At 50.2% G+C, this 24,120-nt stretch carries 19 protein-coding genes; 12 read left to right on the top strand and 7 right to left on the bottom strand.

Annotated features, from left to right (window positions below; translation table 11 throughout):
• Positions 1–2 precede the first annotated feature (2 nt).
• From uxaC to BLR64_RS05240, 4 genes are all read right to left on the bottom strand, one after another.
• The gene (gene uxaC / locus BLR64_RS05255; RefSeq protein WP_090712888.1) at positions 3–1,403 is read right to left on the bottom strand and encodes a glucuronate isomerase; all 1,401 of its coding nucleotides are present in this window, start codon (positions 1,401–1,403) and stop codon (positions 3–5) included.
• A gap of 37 nt (positions 1,404–1,440) precedes the next feature.
• Positions 1,441–2,928 (bottom strand): UxaA family hydrolase, encoded by a 1,488-nt coding sequence (locus BLR64_RS05250; protein ID WP_090712886.1) that lies wholly within the window; start codon positions 2,926–2,928, stop codon positions 1,441–1,443.
• A gap of 208 nt (positions 2,929–3,136) precedes the next feature.
• Positions 3,137–4,552, bottom strand: coding sequence for a tagaturonate reductase (locus BLR64_RS05245; RefSeq protein ID WP_090712883.1), 1,416 nt, complete (start codon positions 4,550–4,552; stop codon positions 3,137–3,139).
• A gap of 149 nt (positions 4,553–4,701) precedes the next feature.
• Entirely contained in the window at positions 4,702–5,697 is a 996-nt protein-coding gene (locus tag BLR64_RS05240) for a LacI family DNA-binding transcriptional regulator (protein ID WP_090712881.1), read from the bottom strand.
• A 166-nt stretch (positions 5,698–5,863) separates the two neighbouring features.
• On the opposite strand from BLR64_RS05240, the gene BLR64_RS05235 reads away from it, so the two are divergent.
• The 12 genes from BLR64_RS05235 (at position 5,864) to BLR64_RS05180 (ending at position 19,011) form a co-directional block, all read left to right on the top strand.
• A complete protein-coding gene (locus BLR64_RS05235; protein WP_090712879.1) occupies positions 5,864–6,865 on the top strand; it encodes a pectinesterase family protein in 1,002 nt (333 codons plus the stop codon).
• Between the two features lie 77 nt (positions 6,866–6,942).
• Positions 6,943–7,806 carry a MurR/RpiR family transcriptional regulator gene (locus BLR64_RS05230; protein WP_090712877.1) on the top strand — a complete coding sequence of 288 codons (864 nt, stop codon included), beginning with the start codon at positions 6,943–6,945 and terminating at the stop codon, positions 7,804–7,806.
• Positions 7,807–8,161: 355 nt separating this feature from the next.
• Positions 8,162–9,067: an N-acetylmuramic acid 6-phosphate etherase gene (gene murQ, locus BLR64_RS05225; RefSeq protein WP_090712875.1), complete on the top strand. Its 906-nt coding sequence runs from the start codon at positions 8,162–8,164 to the stop codon at positions 9,065–9,067.
• Between the two features lie 57 nt (positions 9,068–9,124).
• Entirely contained in the window at positions 9,125–10,570 is a 1,446-nt protein-coding gene (locus tag BLR64_RS05220) for an ABC transporter substrate-binding protein (protein WP_090712873.1), read from the top strand.
• Between the two features lie 108 nt (positions 10,571–10,678).
• Positions 10,679–11,581, top strand: a complete 903-nt coding sequence (locus tag BLR64_RS05215; RefSeq protein WP_090712871.1) for a carbohydrate ABC transporter permease — start codon at positions 10,679–10,681, stop codon at positions 11,579–11,581.
• 17 nt (positions 11,582–11,598) lie between these two features.
• Positions 11,599–12,459 carry a carbohydrate ABC transporter permease gene (locus BLR64_RS05210; protein WP_090712869.1) on the top strand — a complete coding sequence of 287 codons (861 nt, stop codon included), beginning with the start codon at positions 11,599–11,601 and terminating at the stop codon, positions 12,457–12,459.
• On the top strand, positions 12,459–13,679 hold the full coding sequence (locus tag BLR64_RS05205; protein ID WP_090712867.1) for an anhydro-N-acetylmuramic acid kinase: 1,221 nt from the start codon (positions 12,459–12,461) through the stop codon (positions 13,677–13,679). Before BLR64_RS05210 ends, BLR64_RS05205 begins: the two co-directional genes overlap by 1 nt.
• Positions 13,679–14,647, top strand: a complete 969-nt coding sequence (locus BLR64_RS05200; RefSeq protein ID WP_090712865.1) for a GNAT family N-acetyltransferase — start codon at positions 13,679–13,681, stop codon at positions 14,645–14,647. The genes BLR64_RS05205 and BLR64_RS05200 overlap by 1 nt, the downstream gene beginning before the upstream one ends.
• 2 nt (positions 14,648–14,649) lie before the next feature.
• The gene (locus BLR64_RS05195) at positions 14,650–15,354 is read left to right on the top strand and encodes a PIG-L deacetylase family protein (protein WP_090712863.1); all 705 of its coding nucleotides are present in this window, start codon (positions 14,650–14,652) and stop codon (positions 15,352–15,354) included.
• A 1-nt stretch (position 15,355) separates the two neighbouring features.
• Positions 15,356–16,498: an exo-beta-N-acetylmuramidase NamZ family protein gene (locus tag BLR64_RS05190; protein WP_090712861.1), complete on the top strand. Its 1,143-nt coding sequence runs from the start codon at positions 15,356–15,358 to the stop codon at positions 16,496–16,498.
• A gap of 17 nt (positions 16,499–16,515) precedes the next feature.
• Positions 16,516–18,078, top strand: a complete 1,563-nt coding sequence (locus tag BLR64_RS05185) for a glycoside hydrolase family 3 protein (protein WP_090712859.1) — start codon at positions 16,516–16,518, stop codon at positions 18,076–18,078.
• Between the two features lie 12 nt (positions 18,079–18,090).
• Entirely contained in the window at positions 18,091–19,011 is a 921-nt protein-coding gene (locus BLR64_RS05180; protein WP_090712857.1) for an N-acetylglucosamine kinase, read from the top strand.
• Positions 19,012–19,095: 84 nt separating this feature from the next.
• Here the strand turns inward: BLR64_RS05180 and BLR64_RS05175 are convergent, their stop codons facing one another.
• The 3 genes from BLR64_RS05175 to BLR64_RS05165 all read right to left on the bottom strand — a co-directional run bounded on the left by BLR64_RS05175 (position 19,096) and on the right by BLR64_RS05165 (position 23,917).
• Positions 19,096–20,304, bottom strand: a complete 1,209-nt coding sequence (locus tag BLR64_RS05175; protein ID WP_090712855.1) for a GNAT family N-acetyltransferase — start codon at positions 20,302–20,304, stop codon at positions 19,096–19,098.
• Between the two features lie 195 nt (positions 20,305–20,499).
• Positions 20,500–22,104 carry a response regulator transcription factor gene (locus BLR64_RS05170; RefSeq protein WP_090712853.1) on the bottom strand — a complete coding sequence of 535 codons (1,605 nt, stop codon included), beginning with the start codon at positions 22,102–22,104 and terminating at the stop codon, positions 20,500–20,502.
• On the bottom strand, positions 22,082–23,917 hold the full coding sequence (locus tag BLR64_RS05165; protein WP_090712850.1) for a cache domain-containing sensor histidine kinase: 1,836 nt from the start codon (positions 23,915–23,917) through the stop codon (positions 22,082–22,084). Before BLR64_RS05165 ends, BLR64_RS05170 begins: the two co-directional genes overlap by 23 nt.
• Between the last annotated feature and the right edge of the window lie 203 nt (positions 23,918–24,120).

Below are 24,120 nucleotides of genomic sequence, written 5' to 3'. Positions count from 1 at the left end.
CCTTATTCCGCAGCCGGAAAGCCGAAATAGCCGGCAGCATTGTTGTAGGAGATATCCTGAACCAGCTGTCCCAGCAGCGCTTTATCATCCGGTGCTTCGCCGCGCTCGACCAGCTCTCCGAGCAGTCCGCACAGCACGCGGCGGAAATACTCGTGGCGGGTGTAGGAGAGGAAGCTGCGGGAGTCGGTCAGCATGCCGACAAAGTTGCCCAGCAGGCTGTTGTCAGCCAGCAGGGTGAGCTGCTCGCGCATGCCGTTTCTGGTATCGTTGTACCACCAGCCGGAGCCGAGCTGCATTTTGCCGGCGGTGTCCTTTTGATAGCAGCCCATCAGGGCCAGCAGCGCCGGATAATCCTTTGCATTCAGTGAATAGAGAATCGTCTTCGGCAACCCGGAGCCGCATTCTGCCCGGTCAAGCAGACTGGACAGGCTTTCGGTAATGGACAGGTCATTTATACCGTCGTAACCGGTATCCGGCCCCAGCTTCTGGAACATCGGCGTATTATTGTTACGGTAAGCGTGAATGTGCAGCTGCATCGTCCAGCCTTTATCGTGATAGAAGCCGATGAGCTTTGTGAGCAGCTCCGTACGGTAAAGTGTGATCTCTTCGGCTGACAGCGTGGCACCCTCCAGGCGCTTGGCGAAGATAGCTTGTGCATCAGCGTCCGAGCCCGCCTTGTAGCGCAGGACATCCAGCGCATGGTCGGACAGGCGGCAGCCGTTGTCGTGGAAGAATTCTACGCGGTTCTTCAGCGCTTCAAGCAGCTCTGCATAGCTGGTCACCGGCAGGCCGGCGGCCTTCTCCAGGGCAGCGAGCCACGCCAGGAAGCCAGGTGCATCAATATTCAGCGCCTTGTCGGGACGGAAGGTAGGGAATACGCTGAATTCCTTCTCGGTTTCTTTCAGCAGCTTGTGATATTCCAGTGAATCGGCAGGGTCATCTGTAGTACAGATCGTCTTGACCCGGGAGCTGCGGATCAGCCCGCGGCGGGTAAATTCCGGCTGTGCCAGCTTGCGGTTAACCTGTTCCCAGATTGCTGGTGCTGTCTGCTCATTCAGCGGCTCGTTAACACCGAAGAAGCGGCGCAGCTCCAGATGGGTCCAGCTGTAGAGCGGGTTGCCGACGGCCTTCGGCAGCGTTTTGGCCCAGGCCAGGAACTTGTCGTAATCCGAAGCATCACCGGTAATATGCGATTCCGGTATGCCGTTCGCGCGCATCAGCCGCCATTTGTAATGGTCGCCGTACAGCCAGGCTGCAGTCAGGTTTTTGAACGGCTGGTCTTCGTAGATTTCACGCGGATCAAGATGACAGTGGTAGTCGATGATCGGCATCTTGGCCGCATATTCATGAAAGAGCTGCCGTGCAGGTTCGGTAGTCAATAAAAAATCGTCGTTTAAAAACATGATGACGCTCCCTTTACAAGAAATTTAGGATAAGAGATTATAGCGTAACCCCGGTTTTGAAAATAGCCAGCTCGCGTACTTCGTTCTGCTCGTTGCGGGTTTTCTGGCCGCTTGCCACGGCAATGATGTAGGAAATGAACTCCTCCAGCACTTCGGCCATCGGCACTTCCAGCAGAGGACCTGCATTGAAGTCCATCCAGTGGCCTTTTTTGGCGAACAGCTCATTGTTGGTGGCTACCTTTACAGTAGGCACGAAGCTGCCGAATGGAGTACCGCGGCCGGTGGTAAACAGCACCAGCTGGCAGTCGGAGGCGGCAAGAGCAGAAGCAGCTACCAGATCGTTGCCTGGAGCCTGCAGCAGGCTGAGGCCTTTTTTGCGCAGCTTTACGCCGTAATCCAGCACGTCAACGACGGGAGAAGTACCGGCCTTCTGGGTACAGCCGAGTGATTTGTCCTCCAGCGTACTGATACCGCCGGCTTTGTTGCCCGGCGAAGGATTCTCATATACCGGCTCTCCGTAGGAGAGGAAGTACTGCTTGAAATTGTTGATCAGGGAGACGATATCCTCGTAGACCTCGCGGCTTTCCGCGCGGGCCATCAGCATTTTCTCGGCACCGAACATTTCCGGAACTTCAGTCAGTACCGAGGTGCCGCCCTGGGAAATGATGAAATCGGAGAATGCGCCCAGCAGCGGGTTGGCTGTAATGCCGGAGAAGCCGTCGGAGCCGCCGCATTTCAGGCCGATGTTCAGCTCGCTGAGCGGAACCGGCTCGCGCTTATCGTCCTTGGCGGCATCATACAGCTCTTCCAGGAGCGCCAGTCCGGCTTCAAGCTCATTGCCAACCTCCTGGGCGACCAGGAACTTGACCCGGCTCTCATCATAATCGCCGAGAATGCTGCGGAATTCGGAGACGATGTTGTTCTCACAGCCAAGGCCGAAGACGAGCACGCCGCCGGCATTCGGATGATTTACGGCATCCAGCAGAATGCTGCGCGTCATGCGGTGGTCATCGCCCAGCTGGGAGCAGCCGTAAGGGTGCTTCAGCACGGTAAGATTGTCGAAGCCGCCCAGGTCCGGGTGCTCCGCCTTGAACTCGGACAGCATCTGCTCGGCAATGCCGTTCACACAGCCGACAGTAGGGATTATGAACAGGTCGTTGCGGATGCCGACCTTGCCGTTCGCGCGGCGGTAGCCCTGAAAGGTCAGGTCGCGCTTGGGGTACGTGACCGGATGAAGGTCAGGCACATAGTCATATTCCTCTTCGCCGACCAGATTGGTCTTAATGTTATGCGTGTGAATCCAGTCGCCTGCTGCGATTGGGGCAATCGCATGCCCGATCGGATAGCCGTATTTGGTGATGACGTCATTTTCGTTAAAGGCTGTCAGGGCGATCTTATGCCCTTGCGGAATATCCTGTCCTGCCTGCACCGTCAGCCCGTCGATTTCAAGCTGCTCACCGGCGGTAACCGGACGCAGGGCTACAGCGACTGTGTCGCGGGGATTCATTTTCATTAATCGTTTCATGCTGTCTGTCCCTCCTAAAAAAGTGGTTATGGTATCAAGGCAGGAGTGAACCTGCCTTATTCTGATTCTTATGGACTGCAGAGCCCCTATTGGGCCTGCATCTCGGTCCGTTAGATAGGATTAAAGTTTTTGCGTCAGCAAGACTTTTGATTTTGGTTAGTAAGGTATCAAAAGTACATCCCATTCCCGGCTAATTAAATCCGCTGTTCTATTGGTGCACAGCCTGCTGCAGCACCGCACGGCTGTCGGTGCGGTCAAGCTCCTGCAGCTTGGCGGCAACACCGTCCACAAGTCCAGGCACAAGTGTCAGATCCTGGCCCCACAGGCTCTCATCGGCAAGGATGGTCTTCACGAAGCTGTCCGGGTTGCTCCAGGCTTTGTCGAAGGCTTCCAGCACCTCAGCACCGTCTTGTCTGGCCACGCGGTCTCCGCGGTAGCTGAGCAGCAAGGCGGCAAAGGCAAGCGTCATCAGCTCAGGCAGCTGGCCGCGCTCCTGGCGGTAGCGGAGCAGCACCGGCAGCAGCCGGGACTTGAACTTTGAGATGCTGTTCAGCGAGATGGATGCCAGCTCATGACGGACGAACGGATTTCTGAACCGTTCCAGTACAGCAGCGGAGTAGGAGGACAGCTCCTCGGCAGGCAGATCCAGCATCGGGCTCAGCTCATCGTTCATCAGCTCCTGCACGAAGCGGAAGAAGGTCTCGTCGTTCATTACATCCTCGACGGTCTCCAGACCGGCCATCATAGCCAGCGGAACCATTGCTGTATGCGGGCCGTTCAGCAGGTGAACCTTACGTTCGCGGTACGGAGTCATATCGTCAGTGACGACCACGTTAAGTCCGGCCTGGGCAAGCGGCAGCTTCTCGGACAGCCATGCCGGACCTTCAATAACCCAGAACAGGAATGGCTCGGCTGTAACGATCAGATTGTCCTTATAGCCCAGCTCCTCTTCCAGCTGGGCTGCCTTGTCACGCGGATAACCCGGTACGATCCGGTCTACCAGGCTGCAGCAGAAGGTGTTTTCGTCCACCAGCCATTTATTGAAATCCTCGCCCAGTTGCCATTCTGCAGCATACTGCTGCACGATCTGCAGCAGCTTTTCGCCGTTGCGGTCGATCAGCTCGCAGGGAATAATGATGAAGCCCTTTTTGCCCAGCTCAAAGCGTTTGTGGAGCAGCGCGGTCAGCTTGGCCGGAAAGCTCTTCGGAGGTGTATCACCCAGACTGTCGCCGGCGCTGTAGGCAATGCCTGCTTCAGTTGTATTGGAAGTGATGAATTCCAGACCGTCATCCTCAGCCAGAGCCAGATAGGCAGCGTAATCGTCATAAAGGTTGATCACCCGGCTGACGCTGGTGATGATCTCCCGGGAGTTCACCGTCTGCTCCTGCATGATCCCGTTTAACAGCACGGTATAGAGGTTATCCTGCTCAGCCATCAGTCCGCCGAGCCCCTGGCCGATCGGCTGAACGAGCACGGCGCTGCCGTTAAACAGCCCCTGGTTGTTCATCTGCTGCAGCTGCCAGTCTACAAAGGCGCGCATAAAGTTGCCTTCGCCGAACTGGATCATCCGTTCAGGATAGACGGGCAGGCCGGGCTGGGTGGTTCTGGATAGGCGGTTTGTCATGGTTTTCAACGTCTCCTTTAAATTTAAATAGATAAAGTTTAATAAATGCACACGTGAACATTTTTATCAGGAAGAAACGGATTCACCCTGCTGAATGAGGGGATCCGATTCTGCAAGAACAGAGATTTGCGGTTTAAGCAACTGGGAACTCAGCGGTCTGCCACCGTATCGCGCACAACCAGTGACGTCTTGACAAACAGCTGCTGGGGCTTGGTGTCCGGCTGCAGCAGCAGCTGGATCAGCATCTTCGTGCCAAGCTCACTGATATCCGCAATCGGCTTGCGGACAGTGGTCAGGGCGGGATTCGTGTACCGGGCAAACATAATATCGTCGAACCCGAGCAGGGAAATCTGCTGCGGAACGCTGATCTTATGGGCATAACAGGCATTCATAGCCCCGATGGCCATATCGTCATTGGAGCAAAAGACGGCGGCCGGAGGCTCCGGAAGACTGAGCAGCCGGGACATGGCGGCATAACCGCTCTCAATGCTGTAATCGCCCTGTACGAAATAATCTGAATTAAGCGGAATGCGGTGTGCGATCAGGCTGTCCAAAAAGCCCTGCTTGCGCTCGGTCGAGGACTTGAAGCCGGGTTTGCCTTCAATAATAGCAAGCTGCCGGTGCCCTTGAGATACCACGTAGTCGATGGCTTCCCTGACCCCTTCGCGGTCGTTCGCCACCACGTTCATAATTCCGGGGTCCTCCAGCTGACGGTTCAGCACGACAAGCGGGATGCCGATGGTTTTGACATGGTAAATAAAAGCGTTATCCTCATCGCTCTGGCTCATGACTAGAATACCGTCAAAGCGCTGCGGCTGAATGTTGCCGAAATTACGTACCCCGTCAATCCCGTGGACGGTCAGATTGTAGTTCTCGTCCAGCGCATGGCTGATGCCCTTGATTGCATCCACCAGGAAGCTTGACGAGGTTCCCTGATCAATACTGGAGAAGAATAGCCCGATGGTGAAGGACCGTTTGGTAACAAGGCTCTTCGCATTGTAATTCGGCACATAGTTCATCTCGGCGGCGATCCGTTCAATCTTGTCGCGGGTGACTTTCTTGATCAGCGGGCTGCCGTTCAGCGCTCTGGACACCGTAGTATGGGAGACGCCTGCAACGCGTGCAATGTCTTTGATTGTTATCATAAGCTCTCCCCGGAAAAAGTGAATTGTTAACGATTACAGTGTATTCCTCAAACCCTGCCAAGTCAAGGGAATTTTGAAATGCACACGTTAAAATTATTATTGGCACAATGATTGAGAAAGCGCTATAATCATACTTGTTTGTGAACAAAACGGGGAGGACATGACCATGTGGGTAGGAAAAGAGGCCTTTTGCGATTACCGGACAATCCAGGAGGCAGTGGATGAGCTTGAGCGCCGGCCCTCTCAGAAGCATGAGACACTGTATGTTCTGTCAGGCGTGTATGAAGAGACGGTGCGGATCTACCGTTCGGATCTGACCATTGCCGGGATCGGTGAAGTTGTCATTACGAATAACCGTTACGCCCGGCAGCCGGATGAGACCAGGGCAGAGCAGGGGACGTTTGCCACACCGACCCTGTTTTTGAACGGCAGTAGGCTGGTTATCGAAAATCTGACTGTAGCCAATACTGCCGGGCAGGGTCCGGAGATCGGCCAGGCACTGGCCTTGTATGCCCATTGTGATGAGACAGTGTTCCGTAATTGTGCATTCAAGGGGCATCAGGACACAATCTTTACCGGTCCGCTGCCTGCAGCGAACAAGCATGGCGGCCCCTTTGGCGGTATTCCGCTGCGCGGGCGCCATGAGCAGTGCCGCCAGCTGTACTCCCGCTGCTATATCGAAGGGACAGTGGATTTTATTTTTGGCGGGGCCACCGCCTATTTCGAGCATTGTGAAATCCGCAGCCTGCGCTCCACCCATGATGGCGTCGGTTATGTAACGGCAGCGTCTACGCCTGAGAATCAGGCATACGGCTATGTATTCGAGGAGTGTCTGCTGACAGCCGGTGATGATGTCTCGGGCATCTATCTGGGGCGGCCATGGCGCAGCTATGCGGCAACGGCCTTTGTCAATTGCCGTTTGGGGGCACATATTCATCCTGCCGGCTGGGATAACTGGGGCAACCCGGCCAATGAAGCCACTGTCCGTTACAGCGAATATGCAGCTTCAGGCCTAAGTGAGCTGCGGGGACAGCGTGTACCGTGGGCTTATGTGGCAGGGGCAGAGGCAAGTCCCCCGGATAAAGCGCAGGTCTTTGCCGGGACGGAGTTTTACATGACGGGATGGCCGGATCAGACTAATGATAAGAATTTAAGTGTGGCAAAATGATAATGCTATTGAAATAGGTTGTCTATATTGTTTATGATAATACCTATGATGTTCATTAAATCTTGAGTAGGTAGATTATGACTTTAAATGACAATATATTAATCAAGATTCGTGAAATGAGGGAAAGCTTTACTCCGGTTGAACGGATGGTCGGGGATTATATCCTGGAAAATAAGGAAGAAATCCCCCATTTATCCATTAAGGAATTGGCCCAATCGAGTAAAACAAGCGATGCTTCGGTCCTGCGGTTCTGTAAAACGATGGGCTACAGCGGATACCGCAATTTTATTGTGAGTATATCTGCTTCTTTGGGTTCCCGTGACGAGGATTCAAAGGCCCAGTATACGGATATTCAGCCGGGTGATGATCTCTCAACCATTATTTCAAATATTTCATTGAATAACGTCAAGTCTATTGAGGACACACTCAGTGTCGTTGACCGGAAAGAGATTGCACGGGCGGTAGAAGTACTGTGTCATAGTAAGAGGATTGTTTTCTTTGGGATAGGGGCTTCAGGAATCGTATGTATGGACGGGGAACAGAAATTCTCACGGATTAACAAGATGTGTCATGCCTATACCGATGGTCATAGTCAGCTCACTGCAGCAACCTTACTCGGGAAAGATGATGTTGCTATTTTCATTTCTAACTCTGGGGCAACCGGTGATATTATTGATGCCCTGATCATTGCCCAAAAGAATAAAGCGACTTGTATTGCGATTACGAGATACAATAAAAGTGAGCTTGCAGTTCGGGCGGATATTGTTCTCAGTATATCTACACCTGAAATAACCATCCGCAGTGGTGCTATGGGCTCGCGGATTGCTATGCTGACAATTGTCGATATTTTATTTGCCGGTGTCGCAAGTGCAGAATATGAACAGGTCAAATCCTCATTAACCAAAACCCATAACATATTGAAGAAAAAGCTCAGATATTAGTCTCTCATAGAATGGATTTTAGAGAAGCATTGATCGATCATCGGTCAATGCTTTTTTTGTATGAGCGGCTTTCTTGGGCTATGTCAGATTATCTACATAATAAAACCATCTGCTTTTAACCAGTAAAATGTTGGCTTGAAACCTCATTATTGTAAGCGCTTTACATTTATGATATAACAGATCGTATAAAGTATTGAAATAAAAAACCGCAATAAAATTTACTCATAAAAATTTATTTCAAAATCTATTGACGGTTTACAGGATATATATTAGTATAAAAATTAATAAATGTATGGTATTCTAACATTCATTGTTAATTAGTTGTGAGGTTTAGCTGACAAGAAGGAGGATGACTATGAACGACTATCTTGCGGGATTAACAACTGAGGCTGTAAATCCAGACACCCTGTTGATTGATGAATGTACCACAGAACAAATGGTCCAGTTAATGAATCAACAAGATGCTCTGGTCTCCGGGGCTATCGCTAAGGAAATTCCGCAGATTGCAAGGGCGGTAGATGTTCTGCACCACAGACTGTCTGCTGGTGGAAGAATGTTGTATATAGGAGCAGGCACATCAGGAAGATTGGGTGTTTTGGATGCTTCCGAATGTCCTCCTACCTTTGGTACCGATCCGTCCCTGGTACAGGGGTATATTGCTGGGGGTGATATTGCTTTACGAAATGCGGTTGAAGGCTGTGAAGACGATGCTGATGAAGGGATTGCATTAATCGAAAGCATTGGTGTCACAGAGAAGGATGTCCTAATAGGCATTTCGGCAAGCGGCAGTGCAAAGTTTGTTATTGCAGCTTTAACAAAGGCAAAAGAGCTGGGAGCAGCAACGATCGGTGTGTGCAATAACAAAGGCTCAATGTTTGAACCTATTGTAGATATTTGTATTTCACCTGTTGTAGGGCCGGAGGTCATTAGCGGCTCGACCCGGTTAAAGGCAGGGACCGCTCAAAAGCTGGTGCTTAACATGCTGACCACATGCACCATGGTCAAGTTAGGGAAAACGTATAACAACTTAATGGTGGATTTAAAGGCGAGCAACGTTAAGCTGGTGGACCGTTCAATCCGTATTATCATGAGTACTACGGATGTAGATGCTTCAACCGCCGCAGAAACACTTGAGAAGGCAGGATTGAATTGTAAGCTGGCGATCATGATGATTAAAACGGGGTTAGATGCTAAGGCGGCAGGAGAGGCGCTTGATGCGAATGGCGGACTACTGAAACAGGCAATCTTATCATTTAATTAATGGCCAAGAAGTGAAATGAGACGATGGATGCTTTTGAAAATTAAGGAGGCTGCCTCAATGAAAAAAAGAAGTGTATCAGCTCTGCTTTTGTCATCAATCATGATGGTATCGTTGTTATCCGCTTGTGGAGGAAACGCAAATAACACTGCTGATTCCGGAAACTCCGGAAGTGCAGGCAACAGCGGCGGCGGTGTGAAAAAGGATACGATAACTGCATTATTGCCACCGGTATCGGCAAATTACCAGGCGCGTTTTGCAGATATGGAGCAGGAATTTAATACACTGCATCCTAATTTGACTCTGAAAATCGAACCGGCGAGCTGGGAAGATATGACGCAAAAGCTTGATACGCAAGTAAATGCGGGCTCCCCTCCCGACATTGCCTGGATCGGTGCATCCGGACTTTCAAAATATGCAGCGCTGAATGTACTGATCGACCTGAACACCGTACTCTCTGATGAAATAAAGGCGGATTATGATGAAGTTCCAATGAAATATTTCCAGTTGGGTGACGCTCAATACGGCCTGCCGGCATATATGGAAATCCATACGATCGGCGGGAACAAACAATTCCTTGAGGAAGCCGGGATTGATTGGAAAAGTATTCAGCAAAACGGCTGGACCTATGAAGAATTCCGGGATGCCATCTCAAAAGGCGTAGTGAAAAATGATAGTGGTGAAACTACCCGTTACGGTTTCGTGTTCGCTACATCCGGTGTGGCCTCTAAAGATTATCTGGCTATCCTTGCCAAAACGGCAGGTCTGCCGGATTACTTCGATAATGATCTGAAATACACGTATACAAGCAAAAAATTCCTGGGTCTGCTGACAGCTATCCGTGAAATGGTCGACGATGGTTCTATGCCTAAGGAGTTAAGTTCCATCGATGCCGGCAAACGCTGGAATATGTTCCTGACTGGTCAGACGATGATCACAGGTAAAGGTTTATCTGCATTTGAAAACTCCGCCCGTCTGAACAATGAGAAGATTAAAGCGAACGATGGTTCGGCTGTTGCAGATTCGATTGAAGTGGATTACATTTCGCTTCCAGTCCCAACCTTCAACGGTGCCGATTATATTCCTACTTCCATAGTAGATGGTTACATCGCACTGCGTGGTAAAAAGGAGCCTTCTGAAGAACATATCAAAAATATCGCCCTGGCGATGAACTTCCTGTCCTCCGGTTCCATTGCTGCTAACTATAGTAACGAGCTGTTCTTAACACCAATTACGGAGTCAGGACGTAAGGCAGAAGTACTGGAACAATTTCCTCGGAACGAAGATAACGTTGCTGCAGGTCAAGCTATGATGGCCAAGGCACTCCCGGCCCGTACAGATATTCCTACAGATCTGGCTGCTGAAGCTATCAAAATTGAGACAGAAGTGATTATTCCCAAACTGCAGGCATTACTTGCCGATGAAATTACCCCGCAAGAGATGTACGATGCCGTTAAAGCAGCTGCCGTCAAATCCTTCGGTGAAGACGGTGTAGTAGTTGACTAGATTGTCTTAGAAAGGCATGCGAAAGCTGTACGTAACTGTAACGTACAGCTTTCCTTCTGAATCTAGTCAGTAGCTGGTATTTTTTTTGAAGAAGAGAGGTGCGGCCCAATGAATCAAATGTTGACCAAAAGAAAAAAGTTGAAGCTTGAAAGTGACTCTGGTTGGGGATACGCGTTTATCGCAGTAGCACTTATTGCGTTTTCTTTATTTACCGCCTATCCGGTAATCAATGCATTTATAATCAGCCTGCAGGAATATGGTCCATTGGGGTCCACTTACGTAGGTCTGGAGAACTTTGTTAATACCTTTGCAGATGAACTGTTCTGGAAAGCACTGAAAAATACATTAGTATATACGCTGTTAACCGTTCCGTTTAATATTTTTCTGTCATTCCTGATTGCCATTCTAATTATGCCTTTCAAGAAAAAAACACAGTCGATCTTTAAAGCGGTATATTATTTGCCGGCTGTAGCATCAGGTGTATCTCTTGCTGTTGTATGGCTGTGGATCTTCGATCCGTTAAAATCGGGTATTGCCAACCAGCTGGTGGGCCTTTTTGGTATCGATAATCAAAACTGGCTTGGTTCCAGTGCGACCTCCATGTTTTCACTTGTGTTGATGTCGTGGTTGTCGAGTCACGGTACAGCCATTATTATCTACCTGGCGGCTTTGCTCGGTATTGATAACAGCTATTACGAAGCGGCAGACATTGACGGCGCCACTTTTTTGCAAAAGCTGTGGTTTATCGTCATCCCTTTCCTTAAGCCAACAACGCTATTCCTGCTGGTTACAGGGGTCATCGGTTCCTTCCAGGTGTTCCAGAACGCTTATCTGATGACCGGCGGCGGACCAGACCATGCAACAACCATGGTGGGATTGTTGATTTTTAACAATGCGTTCACATATTTCGAATTTGGTGAGGCGGCGGCCCAGTCCTTACTTCTGGCAGCGGTTATTGCTTTGATCTCATTCCTTCAATTTAAGTTTTTAGGTAAAGACATAGAATACTAGGAAAGGGGCAGAAACCTATGGGGTTGTATAACAATAACATAAAAAGCAATGGGTCTCTGTTCGCCCGTAACGGTCTGATCATTACGTGCCTTCTCCTGTTTGCCGCAGCGACCATTTTCCCGATATACTTTATGATCATTTCCTCGTTCGGCGATCCGGTGGAAGCCGGTGCAATGAGCTATTCGATCCTCCCGTCGAAAATTTCTTTTGAGTCTTATAAATTCTTCTTTAACTTCAGCTCCCATTCCTGGGATTGGTTAATCAATTCCTTTATCGTAGCAGCCTGTATTACGGTGTCTAATGTATTTTTCGCAACGCTGGCAGGATATGCTTTTGCCAAAATGAGATTTAAAGGAAAAGGTATTTTGTTTGCTATCCTGCTGGGGTCTATGATGATCCCTACACAGGTAACGCAGGTTCCGCTGTATATATTGATCGTAAATGTTTTTGAATTGCAAAATACGTATACAGCATTAATTATGCCAAGCTTAGTGACCGTGTATAACATATTCCTGGTTAAGCAGTTCATGTCTTCCATTCCGGTTGAAATTATTGAGGCTGCCAAAATCGAGGGTTGCTCTCAGCCTAAAATCTTTTGGCATATCATTATGCCCTTATCCAAAACTGTTATGGCAGTCCTGGCGATTCTGACGTTTATGGCAGCATGGAATGACTTCTTCTGGCCGTTTCTGGTCACCAATACGATGGACATGCAGACGATTCAGGTTGGCCTCAAAAACTTCCGCTTTGCCAATACAACCTACTTTGCGCCTATGATGGCCGGTGCAACCATTTCTGCCGTTCCGATGTTTATTTTGTTCTTCAGCCTGCAAAAGTATTTCCTTGAAGGGGTAGCTGTCGGAGCGGTGAAAGGGTAATGGGCAGCTCGTCGAAAGTCGATGTAACTTACCTGGTCGGCCTGATGTCCGGCACATCGGTAGACGGTATTGATGCGGCGGCAATTAAACTGTCCCCTTCGCCGGAAAAGGAGTTTGGGATCGAGGCGGAAGTACTGGCTTTTGAGAACACTCCGTTTCCGGCGCATGTCAGGAGTAAGATATTCGAGCTGTTTGATCCATCCAACGCAACGGTTGATAAGGTAGGCACAATGAACATGTGGCTGGGCGAATTGTACGCCCAGGCTGCAATGTCTGTAATCGGAAAGTGCGGACTTGCGCCGCAGCAAATCTTAGCGATAGGATCACATGGCCAAACGATCTACCATGCACCGGAAGAGAAGGTTATGGACGGCTATAACCTGCATTGTACGGTTCAAATTGGCGAAAGTGCAGTTATAGCGAATCGTACAGGCATTCCGTGCATATCAGACTTTAGGGTCGCTGACATGGCAGTGGGTGGACAAGGGGCGCCCCTGGTGCCTTTTACTGAATATTTATTGTTTAGCCATCCGGAGAAAACCTCGCTTCTGCAGAATATCGGAGGAATAGGAAATGTGACTGTTCTTCCTGCAAATGCTTCCCCGGAAGAGGTATATGCTTACGATACAGGGCCGGGAAATATGATTATCGATGGCCTTGTATCCCGATTATTTGCGCCAATGACAATGGATACCGGCGGTGAAATTGCTGCGGGCGGCCAAATCATTGATGAGCTTTTGAAATGGATGCAGCAGGATGAATATTATACGATGCCTCTACCGAAATCGACGGGCAGAGAACGGTTTGGAGAGCAGTATGCTGCACAAGTGATTCAGTTGATGGAGGCGAACAACTGGAAAGCCGAGGATGTTATTGCTACGGCTACGCGCTTAACGGCATGGAGCATTGCCGACAGCTATGAACGGTATATTGCGCCGAAGCATCAGGCTCAGCAATTGTTGATTGGCGGCGGCGGGAGTTATAACCAAAAGTTATTGCGGGATTTGCGGCAATTATTTGCACCCTATGGAGTGCAGGTACTGACACAGGAGGATGTTGGCAGTAACAGTGATGCCAAAGAAGCTGTTGCTTTTGCTGTGCTGGCTTATCATACGATGAAGCGGCTGCCGAACAATGTTACACAAGTAACCGGGGCTTCCCGGCCGGTAGTCATGGGCAAAATTGCTTGGCCCTATCAACAGCCTGGGAGGTTTGAATAATGCAAATCAGACCCTTTACCATGGAAGATGTTTCTGCAGTTGTAGCGCTCTGGAACCAGGAGGCTACCCAATATGATTACAAGCCGTTTACCGAACGGGAATTTCAGGACACCTTCATCAATCATCCTTATTTCGATGCGGAGTGTATATGGGTAGGCTGCAATGAAAAAGGCATGGCTGGTTTTGCAGCCGGCTGCAGCGGGGAGAATCTCCCGCTTGGCGATGTGGCCGGTTATATTACGTGCGTTATTATAGATTCCGAGACCGCTTCTAAGGAACTGTACGACGCCTTTGTACAGCGTATAGAAGCAAGATTCCGGCAGCTTGGAAAAAGACAGGCGGAAGTGTTGTTCTTTAACCCTGTAAAGCTGGAGTGGACGATTCCAAGCGCGCCGCAGCATAAACACAATAATGCCCCGGGTATTAGTAAGGACCAGCCATTATATGCTGCTCTAATCGCCAGAGGGTATGTAGACCGGGCGACACAATGCGGTATGTACCTGAAGCTGGGGAATTTCAGTATTCCTGAAGATATTGCTGGCAAAGAAAGAAAAGCAAACCGGGAAGGCTATCGGGTTGCTCATTATGCCCCCGACGTTCACAAAGGGCTTGAAACCATGCTTGCCGCCCTGCAGAATCCGCAGTGGGAAAAGGATGTAGCAGCTTATGTGAGGGATGGCAAACCTCTTGTGGCGGCTATGTATGGCGATGAGGTTGTTGGTTTTGCAGGTCCCCTTATTGTAGAACCGGATGGCCGGGCCTTTTTTTGCGGAATCGGGGTACACCCGGAGTATGAGGGTCATGGTCTCGGCAGTGTATTATTTTTCCGGATGGTCGAAGCTTTTCAGAATGCGGGCTGTCAATATATCTCTTTATTCACTGGCAGTAATAACCCGGCTCTTCGAATTTATCAGAAAGCAGGGTTTCATGTTGAAAAACAATTTTCCATATTGCGGAGGGAGCTATAAGGATGGGCGAAAAGTTGACCGTATTAGCGATTGGAGCACATGTCGGTGATGTGGAATTGGCATCCGGCGGTGTGCTGGCGAGCCATAGCCTGAAGGGAGACCGTATTGTAACACTGGCTTTAACTCCAGGTGAAAGAGGCGTGCCGGCCGGGCAGGATATGAAGGAGTACCGTCAGCAAAAAGTGAAAGAGGCGCAAATTTTTGCCGGTATGCTGGGCGGTGAGGCTGTTGTGTTTGATTATTGTGACGGAGAGCTGCCTGACAATCAGCAGATTCGTATGGAAGTCTGCGATGTTATCCGGCGCGTGAAGCCCGACATTATCATAACCCATTGGAAAAACAGCATGCACAAGGATCATGCACTGACCCATCATATTGTGGGCGATGCAAGGTTCTTTGCAAGCCTGTCCTCCTTTGAGCGTGAGCTTCCCGCCCACTTTGCAGCCAAGCTGTACTATTCGGAAAACTGGGAAGATGCGGTGGACTTTGTCCCTTACGTATATGTGGATTTTGATCAGGCGGCATATGACTTATGGATTGAGGCTTTGAGCAAGCATTGGTTTGTGACGAACAGCAAATCTTTTAAATATATGGATTACTATAAAGCATTGGCGGTTGTCCGGGGCTGTGAAGCAAGAAAAACGTATGCCGAAGCCTTCATGGTGCCTGCTGAGACGATGAAGATCAGACTGCCGGGTCTTGCGTAATATGGTGTTAAACGGGATCGACTCTATTGCAAAGTATCTTCATCTGTTTGAAGGCAAGCGTGTAGGGTTAATTACCTCACCGACCGGGCTTACCAAAGACTTCAAATCAACGATTACTATTCTGCATGAAAACTGTAATCTTACTGCGATGTTCTCGCCTGAACACGGGGTTCGCGGAGATCTGGATGCAGGAGCATTAGTGGAGATGTATACGGACCCTTATACCAACGTTCCGGTGTACAGTCTGTACCGTAAGGACTCCAAACGTTTAACAAAAGAAATGTTGGATGAAGTAGATATCCTTGTGTACGATATCCAGGATATTGGTGTACGGTATTATACTTTCATTTATACGATGCTGTATGCCCTAGAGGATTGTGCTGCAGCCGGTGTGGAATTTGTTGTTCTCGACCGGGTGAATCCGCTTAACGGGGTGAACGTGGAAGGGAATATTCTAAAGCCTGACTTCAAATCCTTTGTCGGAAATTATGAGCTGGCTGTGCGGTATGGCCTGACGGCAGGTGAATTGGCAGTAATGGCAAATGACCAGATGAATTGGAATGCATCTCTCCATGTCGTTCGTCTGGAAGGCTGGGAACGAAGCATGTCCTTTCCGGACACAGCCTTAACCTGGGTTCATCCTTCACTGGGAATCCCGCGGTATGAAACAGCGTTGTTATATTCAGGAACATGCTTATTTGAAGGTACTAACTGCTCGGAAGGACGCGGTACAACGTTCCCTTTTGAAATGATCGGGGCTCCCTTCATTCAGGCACAGCAGCTGGCAGAGGTGATGAATGCCTATCGAATTCCAGGCGTGTATTTCCGTCCGGTTCATTTTAAGCCAACGTCATCCAAGCATTCAGGGGAGCTGTGCGGCGGCGTACAGATATACATTACAGATATCCAGGTGATAAAGCCGCTGGAGGTTGGCGTAACCCTATTATTTACGGTAAGAGATTTATATGAGCAATTCGCATTTCTGCCCCCTGTGAAGGAGGGCTCACGCCCGTTTATTGATTTGCTGGGCGGAAGCAGTGTGTATCGTACGAAAGATATCCAGGCAAAGCAGCTGCTCGAACAGTTTGCAGAGGAAAGCAGGCAATTTGCGGAAATGAAAAAGCAATACCATTTATATCACTAGCGGATGGTGAGCGATGAATGAAAACGATAGAACAAATGAGCTTGCGCGAGAAAATTGGGCAAATGTTCGTAACAGGCTTCCCGTCAGCGGAGATATCCTCCGAGCTGAAGGAGGTCATTGAGCAGTATAAAGTCGGCAATATTATTTTATTCTCACATAATATCGTCAATAAACATCAATTAGGCGGGCTTGTAACAGAGCTGCAGCAATGGTTCACCGCACATACAGGCCTCCCTGGCTTTATTACGATTGACCAGGAGGGCGGCCGTGTTACCCGAATGCCCAAGGATGCGACGAATGTAGCCGGAGCCATGGCAATTGCTTCTTCTGGACGCCCTGAAAATGCTTATGCAGCAGGCAGAATTACCGCCAGGGAATTAAAAGCATTAGGCATTAATTTCAATCTTGCGCCCGTAATGGATGTGAACAATAATGCTTTGAATCCGGTGATCAACGTTCGTTCATACGGGGATTCCGCTGAGACAGTAGCGCAGTACGGGATTCAAATGATGAAAGGCTTGCTCGATGGAGGTGTAATGTCCTCGCTGAAGCATTTTCCGGGTCATGGGGACACCAATGTCGATTCGCATATTGGCTTGCCTGTGATTAATAAAACGGTTGAGGAATTAGAGCAGCTTGAACTGCTGCCGTTTAAGGCTGCAATCGGGCAAGGTGCACAGGCTATCATGAGTGCGCATATCTTGTTTCCGCAAATCGACAAGTCCGGCGTGCCGGGAACGATGTCCTACACGATTATTACTGAGCTGCTCAAAGAGAAATTGGGATTTAACGGACTGATTGTATCGGATTGTCTGGAAATGGATGCGATTAAACGCAATTACGGGACCGCCCAAGGTGCATTGGGAGCCATTAAAGCGGGTATTGATCTGGTGTTCATCAGTCACACGCCTGCAGCGGTTAAAGAAGCGGTTCATTTAATAGAAGAAGCTGTGGCGGCCGGTGATTTGGATGAAGCGGTTATTGATACAGCTGTAGCCAAAATTTTAGCCTATAAAGCCCGGTATGCAGTTATTGAGGAGCCGGATTACGCGGTGGTTGGCTGCGGGGTTCACCGCCGGGCGAATGAGCTGATGCGTACCGAAACCATTTGCCGTATCACAGGTGAAATCGAGCCTGTTCGAACAGGTGATAAGCAGGTATTATTTATGGGCTCCCATTCCTACCGGACCGATCTCGCCTCCAGCAGCGTGAATCAAGAGCTTAGTTTCCCCCAGTATATGGGTGAGTATTTTGATGCAGCGTATGAGATGATTAGCATTGATCCGAGCGAGGAGCAAATGAACACTGCGCTGCAAAAGGCTGAAGGGTATAAGCATGTTGTAATCGGGCTGTTCAATGCGCGTGAAAATAAAGGTCAGCTGGCGCTTGTACAGAAGCTTTTGACAGCAGACTGTAAAGTAACGGCAATTACGTTAGGCCGGCCTTATGATTTGTCATTAATCGAAGGTGAGTTCTGCGGCCTTGCGGCATTTGAATATTCCCCGGAGGCATTCAAATCCCTTATTCCCATCCTGAATGGTGAGGTAGCGCCGGCTGCCAGCATTACGATTCAGCTTTAGGGGGACATAAGTATGGCGTTTATTGTTGGAATTGACGGGGGAGGCACCAAGACGGCTGTCACCGTTGCTCATGGCGATCAAGAAGATGTTTTACTAACCTTTACTGTAGGGCCTATTAATTATAACGGCGGTAATGCTGATGCTATTACTGCCTCTTTTCGGGAGATTTTTACTCAGATGAAGCTCTGCTGCACCCATTTAGAGCAAGTTCATCATGTATGTATAGGAGCGGCAGGAATAAGCAATCCGGTTGTATCCCGTTTTTTGGAGAAGCAGGTAAGAGATAATGGTTATACGGGGCCGTTAACGATTACCGGTGACCAGGAAACAGCATTATATGGAGCGCAAAATGCAATGCAGGGCATTATTCTTATTGCCGGGACAGGTTCTATTTGCTTCGGGGTTAATCATAAGGGAGAACGCCATCGCACAGGAGGCTTTGGCCATCTTATTGATGATGAGGGAAGCGGATATAGCATCGGGCGTGATCTCTTGTCCGTGCTGGTTCAGGCAGAGGATGGAAGAATGACGGGTACGGTCATCCCTTCGCTGGTATACGAGCGGCTTGGACTTGGCACTGTACAGGAAGTTATCGGTTTTGTCTATCACAAAAACACAACGAAAAAAGATATTGCAGCGCTCGCTCCGGTTATGACGAAGGCCTGCGAGTTGGGTGACGTCCGGGCGCTAAAGCTTGCGGAGCAATGCGCAGCCAGTCTGTTTGAGCTTGTGGTGCCTGTTATTGAGCAGCTGGAATTATATGAGAGCCCGATTGCAACGGCTGGAAGTGTGCTGCAAAAGTCTCCTTTTGTAAGAGAGGCATTAGAGCGGAGGCTTGCCCAAAGCTACCCGCAGACAAAGCTGATTATGCCTGTTAATAATGCAGCCTATGGTGCTGTTTTGCTCGGAAAATCAAAAATGATGAATGGGTAATCCTGGCATAAAACAAAAGAAGGGTGTGTCATAAGTCCGGCAGTTTTGGACTTGCGGCACACCCTTTTTTTAAAATGAAACGGTTTAAAACTTGTCGGTCAAATAAAACACGGCCTGCTGTTTCGGGAACAGGGCCCGCAAAATATCGGCATGTTCAGCATCTTCTTCAAGTGCGCCTTCCGCCGGGTAGCCGAATATCATATAAGTGATCAGATTACGTTCATCCACTTCTATTGATACACAGGAACCGGCAGGAATATCCTCGGAAACGGAGAGCTGCTTGTGACGGTAATCAAGGCAGATCCGCTCCTCTTTGCATTTCAGCGCTATACATAGCTCTTGATTTGCCGTCCAATCATTATCATTAAGACGGCGCTCCAATTCAGGCCGAAGCTTATGGAATGTAGAATACAGATTGATCATTTTCCACATCGCCGTATGGATCGGAACGGGCTCTGCCTGATGCTGATGATAATAGGAATATAGCTTATGATCCTCCGGCAGCATCGCTAGGATTTGCTTGGCCTTCGGGCGGAGCCGGCATAATTCATGAAACAGGTATTCAACCCCGTCCGCCGCTTCATCCAAATAGATAAATTCGTTGATAAATACCTGTTCGGTGTCCTTCTTTTCAATAATGCCGTAAGCAACAATTTTATTATTTTGCTGAAGCAGCAGACAGTCAGACTTTTTCCAATCCGGCCAGTGTATCAGATCATTCCAGTAGGCTTCATTACGCACTACGGTATAGGTGCGGTAGTGATTAAATTGATCATAGATTGAGCGGATATCCTCAAGATAACGGGGCTCAAAAGGAATAATCTCGTAACCGTCCGGCTGCTCATAAACCGGCTGCTTCTCAACAGCGTAAGCCGTCTCGGGAACAAGTCTCCAGCCGGCCTTCTCATAAAATGCGTGCTTGCTGGCCAAAAGTAAACTTATATCATAACCGGTTTCTCTCATATAGTCCGTTTGTGCAGCGAGAATTTTGTGAGTAAGTCCCATGCCGCGGTAATTCGGATCTGCAGCGACGCTGCCCATTGCACCCGTCTGCAAGACCGCTTGGCCGACTCTGACAGAAAGCGGAAAGATTTGAACATTGGCCGCGATCTTGCCGTCGACCGTCGCAAACCATGTAGTATCCGGATCATATGCGCTGTCGAGGTCTAACCTTTCCTGAAAATAAGCCCGGCCTACGGAAAAGCATTCATCCAAAATATCGTAAATCTTCTCAAGCTGATCTCTGCCGGGACGATTCGTTACAATGACCTTTCTGTCTGAAGCTGTCGTCATCTTTCATTTCCTCCTGCGTCGCCGTGTTAGGACGAATTTAATTAGACTGACGGGCGCGTAATGATGAAATTTATTATCACAATATGATCTTAATATTGAAAATAATTTTCGTCAAACGCTTTATCCGAGGGGAGAGGAAACAAATCGTCACTTACTTCCTCCGCCGCAAAGCTTTCGCAGCAAGCCCCGGTCTCTCTAGGCTTCCGTATCCTTGCGCCATTCCCTCGGCGTCATTCCCGTCAGCTTGCTGAAGATTTTGCTGAAGTAACGCCCGTCCTGATAGCCGACCATCTCGGCGACGGAGGAGATTTTATGCTGTCCGCCGGCGAGCAGCAGCTTGGCGTTGTCGATGCGGACCCGCTCCAGATATTCCGAGATGTTCTCGTTAAACACCTGCTTGAAGCGGCGGGAAACATATTCGCGGCTTAGAAAAAACTCGCCTGCTATTTCCTGCAGCGTGAGGTTATCCATGTAATGAAGGTCGATATACCGCTTAATTTCATAAATGGCGTTGTTCTCCTGCAGCCGGGATTCCTTCAGGATTTCCGCGATTTCCGCGAAGGCTTCCGTCCATTCCCTCCGCCATTCTTCAAGTGATAACCGGCCGTTCTCATCCAGCGGAAACAGCCCGGGAGATGAAGAAGGGACAGGCTCGCCGGCAGCCGGCGCTCTATCCTGAAGCAGCCGGATTCTCAGCAGCCCGTATTCGTACCGCCAGTATTTCAGGTCCTCCCAGGTGACGGCAGGCAGCTGTCCGACGGCCTGAATCCAGTTGGACACCGCACGCCCGATTTGGGAGGCCTCCCCCCGGTGGACCGCCGTTGTGATCTGGCTGGCGTAATCGGCCAGCACGGTTCTCGGGGCAGGCGCGGTGGAGGGCTCACCGAAATGATAGATCAACGGCGAATCTTCCAGGAACGAGATGCCGCGGGCGGTCTGGAGCGTCTGCCGGAAGCCTGTGTGAACACCCTGCGGAAAGGACACCCTGCTACTGCAGGCGAAGCGGAAACGCGCCCCCAGCACTTTGAACAGGGCGTCATTCATGGCTTTCAGCTTCGCGTCCGTCTGCCCGAGCTCCCCGGTCAGCAGCAGGACAAGCCCGTAATTGGGGTCCGTATGTTTAAAGGCATAGCCGTTGCGGGCCGAGCCGATCACCTCGTTGCAAATATTGCCCATCAGAAAATGCAGCAGGTCGGGATTGCGCCCGAATTTTCCCAGCACGGCGCGCGGAAGCGGATCGGTAAGCAGCATGACGACCTGGCATTCCAGGACCGTTGACCATCCGAACGCAACGCTCAGCTCTTCCGCGGCTCCCTGCTGGGAGCCGGGCTGTGAGACGAGGGCAGTGAGTGTTTTGTCCCAGTACGTGGGCAGCGTTTTGTTAATTTCCACATCCTTCAGGAAGTTAAGGCTGCGCGCCTCCTCGTCCTTGCGCCAGGCCGCAGCGGCATGGCCGAGCGCTTCAAGCAGCTCGCTGCGGCTGATCGGCTTCAGCAAGTAGTCCATCCCCCCGTGCTTGATTGTGTTGCGGATATAAGCGTAGTCGTCATAGCCGCTGATCACGATTCGTTTGGAGGATGGGGCCTTGTCCTCGATCCACTGGAGCAGCGCCATACCGTCCACATTGGGCATTTTCATATCGGTAAAGATGATTTCCGGCCGCTCGCGCTCAATCAGCGCCATGGCTGATTCCCCGTCGCAAGCCTCCAAAACGTCCGTAATGTTATACTCCTCCCAGTCCACAAGAAGCCGGATTGAATCTCTTACATCGGCTTCATCATCCACGATCAGCACTTTCATGGTGAACCGCTCCTTCCGTCAGGGGGATGCCGAGGTGCACGGAGAAGCCGCGAGGCTTCGCATGCCCGATCGTTACAGCTGACTTATCGTTATAGAAGAGGCGCAGCCGGGAGATGACATTGATCAATCCGATGCTGCTGCCTTCTGTGCTGCCCGAGTTTCCGCGGGCGATCTGCCGCTGCAGCTCCTGAAGGCGCTCCGGTGTGACGCCTGGGCCATTGTCGGTGACTGTAATGCCGAGCATCCCGCTGTCATCCGCCACCGAAATGGAGATTACAGCCTGCTCCGCCGATTCAAAGCCGTGCTTGAAGCAGTTCTCGACAAGCGGCTGGAGAATCATCTTGGGAACGGAGGTGCTCAAGTCGGGGTCGCCGGCGATTTCAATGCTGTAACGGAGCCTGTCCTTGAACCGCTGCTGCTGCAGTTCCAGGTAAGCCTGCACATGGGCGATCTCCTTGGAGAGCGGAACTACCGGCTCATCCGTGTTCATGTTGTAGCGCATCATGAGGCCGAGGGATGAGGTAAGCTCATAGATCCGGGGTACCTTGTGATGCAGGGCGACGGAGCCGATGGACTGCAGCGTATTAAAAATAAAATGAGGATTAATTTGCGCCTGAAGCGCTTTTAGCTGATTATCCTTGTTGGCCAGCTCCAGCCTCAGCTCCCGCATAATCAGATTATCAATCGTATCGACCATGTTCTTGATCGCGCTTCCCAGCACGCCGACTTCGTCGCTGCGTTCCAGGCCGTCGAACTGGAGCTTTCCGAGCTTGATTTTGCGGATCGACTCGGTCAGCCGCTTGATCGGGGCCGTTACCATTACCGAGACGAATAGCGCAGCGGCAATCGCAATGAACAGAAAGGTCAGCAGCACGAGCAGATTGATGCGCAGCACGCTCGAAGCGTTGCTGTACAGGTAGCTGTCGGGAATCTGCTTGGCAACAATCCAGATGCGGCCGATCAGCTCGAATTTTTCGAACACGACGATGCCGTTAAAGCCGTCGTCCCCGCTCCAGTCGAAATATCCGGCGCCGGCGAAGCTGTAGCGGGCATGCCGCAGCCAGGCGTAATCGGGTTTGGTGCCGATCTCTTCTTCTCTGGAGGTGTAGATGGCGGTTCCGGTGTCGTCCAGCAGATAAATATTCTCCTCATCCTTGTCGTAGAGCATGTTCATGATGCTGCGGAATCCGTCCAGCTTGAAGTCGACCGACAGCACACCGATCCGCTCCTTGAGCGGGGCCCGGTATACCGGTCGGTGAATCGTAAAGACAGTATTGGAGGGACTGTACGGGAATTCCTCCATGCCGTAGTTGTGGGAGGGATGAGGCGGTTCCAGAAAGGGATGATTTTTGTCGAGAGGCTGTTCGAAATGCCCGGTTAATCCCTCGCCTCCAGGCTCCCGCTTGAGATACCCGTCGATAAGCAGCCACGATTGGTCCGCCAGATCGGAATAAAGGTAAACCTGCTGTATGTCCTTGGCGGATTGCTCAATGGCGTGCAGCCCAGAATAAATGTTGTTCTCGATCATAAAATCGCTCCGGCCCTGAACCAAAATGTTATACAGGCTGTTCGTCATCCGGATGTTGTTATACACATAAAGGGAGACGTTGTTCATCCCGTTCAGCTGTCCGATCAGACTGGTAGTTCCCTGGCGGATTGTATTGGAATTTTCGCGGATAGCGTCTTCCTTTAAAGAGTGTTTCGTATAAAAATAGGAAATCAGGATCGAGGCCGCGATCGGTAGGAGAATGGCGGCCATCAGAAAGACGCTCAGCTTGTAGCGGATGCTGCTCCGAAAGCTCCGGTATCTCATGATTGGTCCCTCCGTTTCTCGAATTGGTTAACAGTCTAGCACCGCTTCCGAGGCGGGGTCAATAGACTTCCTGACAGAAGTGTAAAAAAGAAAGGGAGGTCACAATCTTACACATTTTTGGTCAACGCCGGCTGTATCCGCCCTCCCGGTGCGCTTAGTATACTGAGCGTGTAAAACGCTTACACGCAAACACAAAGGGAGGT

This window comes from Paenibacillus typhae (assembly GCF_900099765.1).
Classification (GTDB): Bacteria; Bacillota; Bacilli; order Paenibacillales; family Paenibacillaceae; genus Paenibacillus_AQ; species Paenibacillus_AQ typhae.
The sequence above is the reverse complement of the archived record's forward strand: the minus strand, read 5'-3'. Positions and strand labels throughout refer to the sequence as shown.

Coding starts and splice junctions, on each gene's coding strand:
- BLR64_RS05250 (WP_090712886.1), bottom strand. CDS start 2,928: ATGAAACGATTAATGAAAATGAATCCCCGCGACACAGTCGCTGTAGCC.
- BLR64_RS05230 (WP_090712877.1), top strand. CDS start 6,943: ATGACTTTAAATGACAATATATTAATCAAGATTCGTGAAATGAGGGAA.
- BLR64_RS05245 (WP_090712883.1), bottom strand. CDS start 4,552: ATGACAAACCGCCTATCCAGAACCACCCAGCCCGGCCTGCCCGTCTAT.
- murQ (WP_090712875.1), top strand. CDS start 8,162: ATGAACGACTATCTTGCGGGATTAACAACTGAGGCTGTAAATCCAGAC.
- BLR64_RS05205 (WP_090712867.1), top strand. CDS start 12,459: ATGGGCAGCTCGTCGAAAGTCGATGTAACTTACCTGGTCGGCCTGATG.
- BLR64_RS05180 (WP_090712857.1), top strand. CDS start 18,091: ATGGCGTTTATTGTTGGAATTGACGGGGGAGGCACCAAGACGGCTGTC.
- BLR64_RS05170 (WP_090712853.1), bottom strand. CDS start 22,104: ATGAAAGTGCTGATCGTGGATGATGAAGCCGATGTAAGAGATTCAATC.
- BLR64_RS05215 (WP_090712871.1), top strand. CDS start 10,679: ATGAATCAAATGTTGACCAAAAGAAAAAAGTTGAAGCTTGAAAGTGAC.
- BLR64_RS05200 (WP_090712865.1), top strand. CDS start 13,679: ATGCAAATCAGACCCTTTACCATGGAAGATGTTTCTGCAGTTGTAGCG.
- BLR64_RS05235 (WP_090712879.1), top strand. CDS start 5,864: ATGTGGGTAGGAAAAGAGGCCTTTTGCGATTACCGGACAATCCAGGAG.
- BLR64_RS05185 (WP_090712859.1), top strand. CDS start 16,516: ATGAAAACGATAGAACAAATGAGCTTGCGCGAGAAAATTGGGCAAATG.
- BLR64_RS05165 (WP_090712850.1), bottom strand. CDS start 23,917: ATGAGATACCGGAGCTTTCGGAGCAGCATCCGCTACAAGCTGAGCGTC.
- BLR64_RS05240 (WP_090712881.1), bottom strand. CDS start 5,697: ATGATAACAATCAAAGACATTGCACGCGTTGCAGGCGTCTCCCATACT.
- BLR64_RS05220 (WP_090712873.1), top strand. CDS start 9,125: ATGAAAAAAAGAAGTGTATCAGCTCTGCTTTTGTCATCAATCATGATG.
- BLR64_RS05190 (WP_090712861.1), top strand. CDS start 15,356: ATGGTGTTAAACGGGATCGACTCTATTGCAAAGTATCTTCATCTGTTT.
- uxaC (WP_090712888.1), bottom strand. CDS start 1,403: ATGTTTTTAAACGACGATTTTTTATTGACTACCGAACCTGCACGGCAG.
- BLR64_RS05175 (WP_090712855.1), bottom strand. CDS start 20,304: ATGACGACAGCTTCAGACAGAAAGGTCATTGTAACGAATCGTCCCGGC.
- BLR64_RS05195 (WP_090712863.1), top strand. CDS start 14,650: ATGGGCGAAAAGTTGACCGTATTAGCGATTGGAGCACATGTCGGTGAT.
- BLR64_RS05210 (WP_090712869.1), top strand. CDS start 11,599: ATGGGGTTGTATAACAATAACATAAAAAGCAATGGGTCTCTGTTCGCC.